The organism is Chitinophaga sp. RCC_12, from assembly GCF_041360695.1.
In the GTDB taxonomy this organism is placed as follows: domain Bacteria; phylum Bacteroidota; class Bacteroidia; order Chitinophagales; family Chitinophagaceae; genus Chitinophaga.
In genome coordinates this window covers 596530-602962 of record NZ_JBFUPS010000003.1, presented here as the reverse complement: position 1 = coordinate 602962, position 6433 = coordinate 596530, and the positions used below count along the sequence as shown (strand labels likewise).

The following is a 6433-nucleotide window of genomic DNA, read 5'->3' as shown; positions in this document are numbered from 1 at the left end:
GGAGCTACTGGATTCGAACCAGTGACCCTCTGCTTGTAAGGCAGATGCTCTGAACCAGCTGAGCTAAGCTCCCTCTTTTGTCTCTTTCCTATCGTCCCTTTCGTTCGATTGGATCGCAAAGGTATAAACTATTTTTATTCTACCAAATATTTTTTAAAAAAACGCGGGGATCGACTTCGGCGATGCGGAGTTTGTCTTGAGCGCTGATTACGCTGATTATACTGATTAGCTGGATTTTTGTTCATTGGATTTTTTGGATTTTTTTAAATGATTCTTAAAAAATTAAGAGAGATACAAGCGAATCTTATCTGCTTATATCTCTCTTAATCTTTAGAAATCAAAAATGATCAAATCCAAAAAATCAGTATAATCAGCGTAATCCTGCTCCAAGACAATTTAAAATCGCCGAAGGCGATCCTACTTCTTCTTTTTCTTCTCCGCCTTCTTCGCGAAGCCGCCTTCAAAGAAGCATTTGATGCCGCGATAAGCGCCGCAGCCGCCTATTTCGCGGATACTCACCCGGTTGCCGGCAAACTGGAAGGCGATACCGCAGGAAGATTCCTTGTCTTTGTATTCGCCCCGGTTGCCACCGATATAATGTCCCCGGCCGCTCAGTTCTCCCTTGCAGTTGCCATTATCTTTTGAGAAGGTGATGAAGAACTGGAAGGACTTTGGATCGTCACCATCCCTGATGGATACAATGCTCATGTCGCCGGCTGTATAATCGCCGGAAAATTTATGTTTGCGGGGGAGTGTATCAATCGGGTTGAAGATCTGTCCGGCGTTCGTAGGTCCGTTGGAGTTAGTCATGATGAGTGTTACCGATCCATCGGGATTCACCATGTAAAAATCTTCTTTCAATGCGCTCCGGCTGCCCGATAATTTTGTTTCGCTGCTGATCTTCACTACATTTTTACTGTCTATCAACAGGGAGGTAACCGTACCGTCCGCACCACCTGTGTTGGCTACACGGATCCGGTTGAGGTACTTACCTTTTTTATCCAGGAAGCAGAGATAGCCTACCGATTGTGACCTGCCGGCAGCTTTTATAGTCATATAGTTCACAGTGTTGCCGGGAATCCGCTGCAGCGGGAAATATTTCACCGGTTCGTTTTTACCGAAATCACCTTTCGTCAGCGTATCTGTTAAAAACCGCATGGCGGCTGTATCCAGTCGCAGTGAATCCGGTTGTTTCAGTTGGAGCGTATCCGGTGTAAGCCGGTATGGCAGGGTACCAGGTGTAAACAATGCCTGGAAGTCTTCAAATGTCATAGGCTCGGTGCCGCTGCCTGATTTCTTCTTCGATTTGCAGGCTGCTAAAACTCCGATTGACAGTAATAATAAAAGGAAACGCTTCATTAGAAAAGTTAATTCTGGGCGAAAAGTTAGATATAATTTTTATATGTGCGCGTTAAAAATCAAAAAACATACCGGATAGAGAAATGTTCAGAATTATTATTTAGATTTGTCTAAATAATATTTTAGATAGCATGAATTTATCTATCGCGGAGGAAAACCATATTAAATCGATATATAAGCTGCAGGAGGGCGACGCTGTTGTAACCACCAACGCGCTGGCTTATGAACTGGAAACCAAGCCTGCATCGGTAACAGACATGGCCAAGAAGCTGAAAGAGAAAAAGCTGATTGAATATGAGAAGTACAAAGGCATCACGCTGTCGGCAGACGGCAGGAAAGCAGCCCTTCAAATTGTGCGGCGACACCGCCTGTGGGAGTGTTTCCTGGTAGATAAGCTCTCCTTCAGCTGGGAAGAAGTGCATGAGCTGGCAGAAGAACTGGAACATGTGCGCAGTGAAAAGCTCACCAACCGGCTCAGCGAATTCCTGGGTAACCCGGTGATAGACCCGCACGGTGACCCGATTCCCGACGCCAATGGCAAACTAGCCAAACCACGCCCGCAAACCTCGCTGGATCAGGCCAATGCCAAACGGCTGGTGGTAACAGCCGTATCAGATCAATCTACTGCGCTGCTGGCCTTTCTTAACGCTAAAGGAATTAAGCTGGGCACTCAGCTGGAAATAGTGGCGCATTACGAATACGATAATTCTATTGAAATAAAAGTAAAAGGACAACCGGCCATCACCATCAGTGAACAGGTTGCAAAAAACATTATGGTCAGACCCGTTTAATTATCAGCAATATACTATGAGCATCGAGCATACACATTCATCAGCATCGTTAAGTGAGGTACATCAGAGTGTAGAAACGAGTGGAAAATCCAGGTGGAAAAAGATCTTCGCCTTCTTCGGCCCCGCCTATCTCGTAAGCGTTGGTTATATGGACCCCGGCAACTGGGCCACCGATCTGGCTGGCGGCAGCCAGTACGGCTACAAATTATTGTGGGTACTGCTCATGAGTAACCTCATGGCCCTGCTGCTGCAAAGCCTGAGCGCCCGGCTGGGCATTGTGCGCGGCCGCGACCTGGCACAGGCCAACCGGGAAACGTATCCGCCGGTAGTGAATTTCATCTTATATGTGCTGGCGGAAATCGCCATAGCAGCCACCGACCTGGCAGAAGTGCTGGGGATGGCTATCGGTATTCAACTGCTGACGGGGCTGCCGCTTGTATGGGGCGTAAGCTTAACCGTACTCGACACCTTCCTGCTCCTCATATTACAACGTTATGGCATCCGCAAAATGGAAGGATTTATTATCAGTCTTGTTGCCATTGTCGGCGCTTCTTTCCTCGTGGAACTGATCCTCGTGAAGCCGCAAATGCATGAAGTAGTACGGGGCTTTATCCCCGGCATTCCCGATAACACTGCATTGTATATTGCCATTGGTATTATCGGCGCCACCGTGATGCCGCACAACCTGTACCTCCATTCGGCACTGGTACAAACACGGAAAATAAAAAGGGATGATGTGGGTATCAGGCAGGCCATTAAAATGAACTTTATCGACAGCACCATTGCACTGAACCTGGCGTTCCTGGTAAATGCTGCTATCCTGATCCTTGCTGCCGCCGTATTTTTCAAAAGCGGCAGAACAGATGTGGCGGAGATCCAGGATGCACACCGCCTGCTGGATCAGCTGCTGGGAAGCAAACTGGCTCCTATCCTGTTTGCTGTGGCATTGATTGCGGCCGGTCAGAGCTCCACGGTAACCGGCACCCTGGCCGGGCAAATTGTAATGGAAGGCTATCTCCGCCTGCGTATCAACCCCTGGCTGCGGCGGCTGATCACCCGGCTGCTGGCCATCATCCCTGCCCTGCTGGTAATCCTTATTGCCGGCGACGAAGAAGTAGGTGCACTGCTGGTGTTCAGCCAGGTATTGCTCAGCCTCCAGCTTGGCTTTGCTATCATCCCGCTTATCCATTTTGTAAGCGACAAAAAAACGATGGGCACGTTTGCCATTAAACCTGTTACCAAAATTTTCAGCTGGCTGGTCACCAGTTTATTGGTGTACCTTAATATGCGGATGGTATTATCAGAAGCCTTTGATTATATGTCTGGTACCGGGAATATTTTTGTAGACGGATTAATTATGGCCGGCTGCCTCGGCTTCGTGGTGTTGCTACTTATCACCATTGTATACCCGCTGCGCCGCCGTTACCGCGAAGATGCTGCGGCAGGCATCCATACCACCCAGGTAACACTGGGAGAAATGGAAAAGCCCATCTATCAATGTATTGCTATGGCCCTTGATTTTTCGCAACGCGATAAAGATATTGTAACCAACGCCATCGCTCACGGCAACGAACACACGCAATACATCCTCATTCATATCGTGGAAAGCGCTTCCGCCAAATACTTTGGAAAAGAGTCGGACGACCTGGAAACACGCCGCGACCAGGAACAGCTGGACACCTACATTGCGCTGCTGAAAAGCCGCAACATCAACGCCAAAGGCGTGCTCGGCTTCCGCAGGCGCGCCCGTGAAATTGCCCGCATCGTGCACGAAGAAAAAGCAGACTTCCTGGTATTGGGCGGCCACGGCCACAGGGGCTTTAAAGACTGGCTGTATGGTGAAACCGCTAACCAGGTAAGACACCAGGTAAAGATCCCGGTGCTGGTAGTGCAATAAAATTTTAAACGTATGCTTCCGTTATTCAAACCCGGTGATACCAAACATTTCAGCCGCACTGTGCGGCCGGAAGACTGTGCCTCTTTTGACAGCGGCCACGTTCACCCGGTATATGCCACCTTCGCACTGGCGCGGGATGCTGAATGGTGTTGCCGCTTATTTGTGCTGGAAATGAAGGAAGCACAAGAAGAAGGCATTGGCACCCGCCTTACCGTGGAACACCTCTCCCCCGCTTTAGCCGGCAGCCAGGTGGACTTCACCGCAGTGATCACCCACATACAACACCACGAAATCACCTGCAGCTACGAGGCCGTTTGCAATGGCCGCGTGATTGCTACAGGTATACAAGTGCAGAAAATTCTTCCCAAAGCAAAGCTGGATCGGTTGTTTGCTGGATTGTAGCGAGTTTTGTCTTCTCGCTGATTACGCTGATTATACTGATTACCCGGATTTTTACTTTTGGATTTATAAAGGATTAAGGGAGATAGAAGCGGATATTCGCTTTTATCTCCCTTAATTATTATTATTCAAAATCTAAGAAATCCTTTATAAATCCAAAAGTAAAAATCCGGGTAATCAGTATAATCAGCGTAATCAGCGAGAAGACAAAATCCGCTACAATCCCAGCGCCGCCTTCAGGCGCGGATAACCGGTTTTGCTTACCAATACCCTTGCACCGCTGCGGAGAATGGCCAGGTGGTTTTCTTTTTCGTAGGGGTCTATACGGGTTACCTGGTTTACGTTGAGTATGTAGGAACGGTGTACCCGTGTGAATTGTTGCGGGTCCAGCATTTTTTCGAAGAACGACATGGTTTTATTTTTCAGGAAGCTGCCTTCCTGTGTTACTATTTTTACGTAGTCGTCTGCTGCTTCCAGGTAGTGGATATCCTGTACCGGGATAATTTTAATTTTACCATTGAGTTTTATTACCACGCGGTTGCTTTGCAAAGGGGTGGTGGCGGCGGTTTCCAACAGGGCTTCTGTGTTGGTGGCGGCGGGTGTTTGAAAATGATCCAGCCATTTTTGTACTGCCTTATCAAAGCGATCGCTGGAAAAAGGTTTCAGCAGATAGTCGACCGCATGTACTTCAAAGGCCCTGATGGCATGTTCTTCAAAGGCCGTGGTAAAGATCACTGCGGGCATGTTTTCCACGAGTTCCAGCATTTCAAAACCGGTGATCTTGGGCATCTGTATATCCAGGAAGATGATATCCGGCTGATGCTGTTGTATGGCCTTTAGTCCCTCAAATCCATCATTACATTCCTGCACCACTTCTATTTGCGGGAAGCTTAACAGGTATTCCTTCACCACTTCACGGGCCAATGGTTCATCATCAATTAATACTGCTTTTATCATGCGATTGTGGTACTTTAATAATGGTAGTAAATATATTGTCAATGGCGGTGGTTTCCAGCAGATCCTGCCGTGCAAACAGCAGGTACAGCCTGCGTTGTATGGAAGTTAAGCCGAAACCGGTTCCTTTGTTTGGCTGCTGCAGTTCGTTGTCGAACGGATTTTGTATAGCGATATACAACATGCTATCCTGCAACCATGATCTTATGCTGATGGTGATATCACCGGTGGTATCGTATAGTCCGAATTTAATTGCATTTTCCACTACGGGCTGCAGCAGCATTGGCGGCATCATCATTTTATCCGCTTCTTCGTAAGGGATAACGTTGGTGGTTAAACGATGTCCGAAACGCACTTTCTCTATATCCAGGTACAGCTGCAAATAGTTTAGTTCGTCGGCGAGTGTGATCCATTGATCATCTTCGCGTTTCAATGATCCTCTTAAAAAATCGGAGAGCTTCAATACCATCTCGCGGGCCTCTTTTGGCCGCAACATGATGAGTGCGTTAATAGAGTTCAGGCTGTTAAACAGGAAATGCGGCTGCAGTTGCTGCCGCAGTTTAAAGAGCTCTGCTTCTCTCACTATCTTTTCCGTAGCTTCCTGGCGTTGGCGGTATTCCTGTTGTTCTTCCGCATCGTACCACATCTGGCTTCTGAAACCAATACCTGCAATCAGCATGCATCCTACGATGGCGTGAACGGGGATGGCGTTGTTCAGCCAATTGAGATACAGCGGATCAGCGGGAAATGCGGATACCAGTATCCAGCGGCTCAGGCATACCCACAAAACAGACAGGGCAAAGCTTACTATGGCTACGTAGCCAAACTTCATGGTGCCGTCTGCCGGGCGGTAGTAAGCCACGTTATGGCTTATTACAATACCGGCGGCCCCCAGGAGTATAACGTGCACTGCACTGTCTGTGGCCGATAGCCAGATGGGAAGGTCGAACCAGTACCACAGCAGCCCGCCATAAAGGAACATCCAGATGGCGAAGGATGCGAGGAAAGCCCACCAGGCGTTACCTTTAATCAT

General features: G+C 48.2%; 6 protein-coding genes and 1 tRNA gene. 3 read left to right on the top strand and 4 right to left on the bottom strand.

Annotation, left to right across the window (positions count from 1 at the left end; translation table 11 throughout):
* Together AB6805_RS12115 and AB6805_RS12110 are read right to left on the bottom strand one after the other, a co-directional pair.
* Nucleotides 1–73, bottom strand: a tRNA-Val gene (locus AB6805_RS12115).
* Nucleotides 74–417: 344 nt separating this feature from the next.
* Entirely contained in the window at nt 418–1359 is a 942-nt protein-coding gene (locus AB6805_RS12110) for a hypothetical protein (protein ID WP_370909688.1), read from the bottom strand.
* A 131-nt stretch (nt 1360–1490) separates the two neighbouring features.
* Between AB6805_RS12110 and AB6805_RS12105 the strand changes: the two genes are divergently transcribed.
* Genes AB6805_RS12105 through AB6805_RS12095 form a run of 3 tightly spaced genes read left to right on the top strand, consistent with a single transcriptional unit; the run spans nt 1491 to nt 4449 of the window.
* Nucleotides 1491–2150, top strand: coding sequence for a metal-dependent transcriptional regulator (locus AB6805_RS12105; RefSeq protein ID WP_370909687.1), 660 nt, complete (start codon nt 1491–1493; stop codon nt 2148–2150).
* Between the two features lie 16 nt (nt 2151–2166).
* Nucleotides 2167–4047 carry an Nramp family divalent metal transporter gene (locus AB6805_RS12100; protein WP_370909686.1) on the top strand — a complete coding sequence of 627 codons (1881 nt, stop codon included), beginning with the start codon at nt 2167–2169 and terminating at the stop codon, nt 4045–4047.
* A gap of 12 nt (nt 4048–4059) precedes the next feature.
* Entirely contained in the window at nt 4060–4449 is a 390-nt protein-coding gene (locus AB6805_RS12095) for a thioesterase family protein (RefSeq protein ID WP_370909685.1), read from the top strand.
* A gap of 213 nt (nt 4450–4662) precedes the next feature.
* Here the strand turns inward: AB6805_RS12095 and AB6805_RS12090 are convergent, their stop codons facing one another.
* Both AB6805_RS12090 and AB6805_RS12085 read right to left on the bottom strand, forming a co-directional pair.
* Nucleotides 4663–5403, bottom strand: coding sequence for a LytR/AlgR family response regulator transcription factor (locus AB6805_RS12090; protein WP_370909684.1), 741 nt, complete (start codon nt 5401–5403; stop codon nt 4663–4665).
* Entirely contained in the window at nt 5381–6433 is a 1053-nt protein-coding gene (locus tag AB6805_RS12085; RefSeq protein WP_370909683.1) for a sensor histidine kinase, read from the bottom strand. Before AB6805_RS12085 ends, AB6805_RS12090 begins: the two co-directional genes overlap by 23 nt.

Coding starts and splice junctions, on each gene's coding strand:
- AB6805_RS12110 (WP_370909688.1), bottom strand. CDS start 1,359: ATGAAGCGTTTCCTTTTATTATTACTGTCAATCGGAGTTTTAGCAGCC.
- AB6805_RS12105 (WP_370909687.1), top strand. CDS start 1,491: ATGAATTTATCTATCGCGGAGGAAAACCATATTAAATCGATATATAAG.
- AB6805_RS12100 (WP_370909686.1), top strand. CDS start 2,167: ATGAGCATCGAGCATACACATTCATCAGCATCGTTAAGTGAGGTACAT.
- AB6805_RS12095 (WP_370909685.1), top strand. CDS start 4,060: ATGCTTCCGTTATTCAAACCCGGTGATACCAAACATTTCAGCCGCACT.
- AB6805_RS12090 (WP_370909684.1), bottom strand. CDS start 5,403: ATGATAAAAGCAGTATTAATTGATGATGAACCATTGGCCCGTGAAGTG.
- AB6805_RS12085 (WP_370909683.1), bottom strand. CDS start 6,433: ATGATTAAAGGTAACGCCTGGTGGGCTTTCCTCGCATCCTTCGCCATC.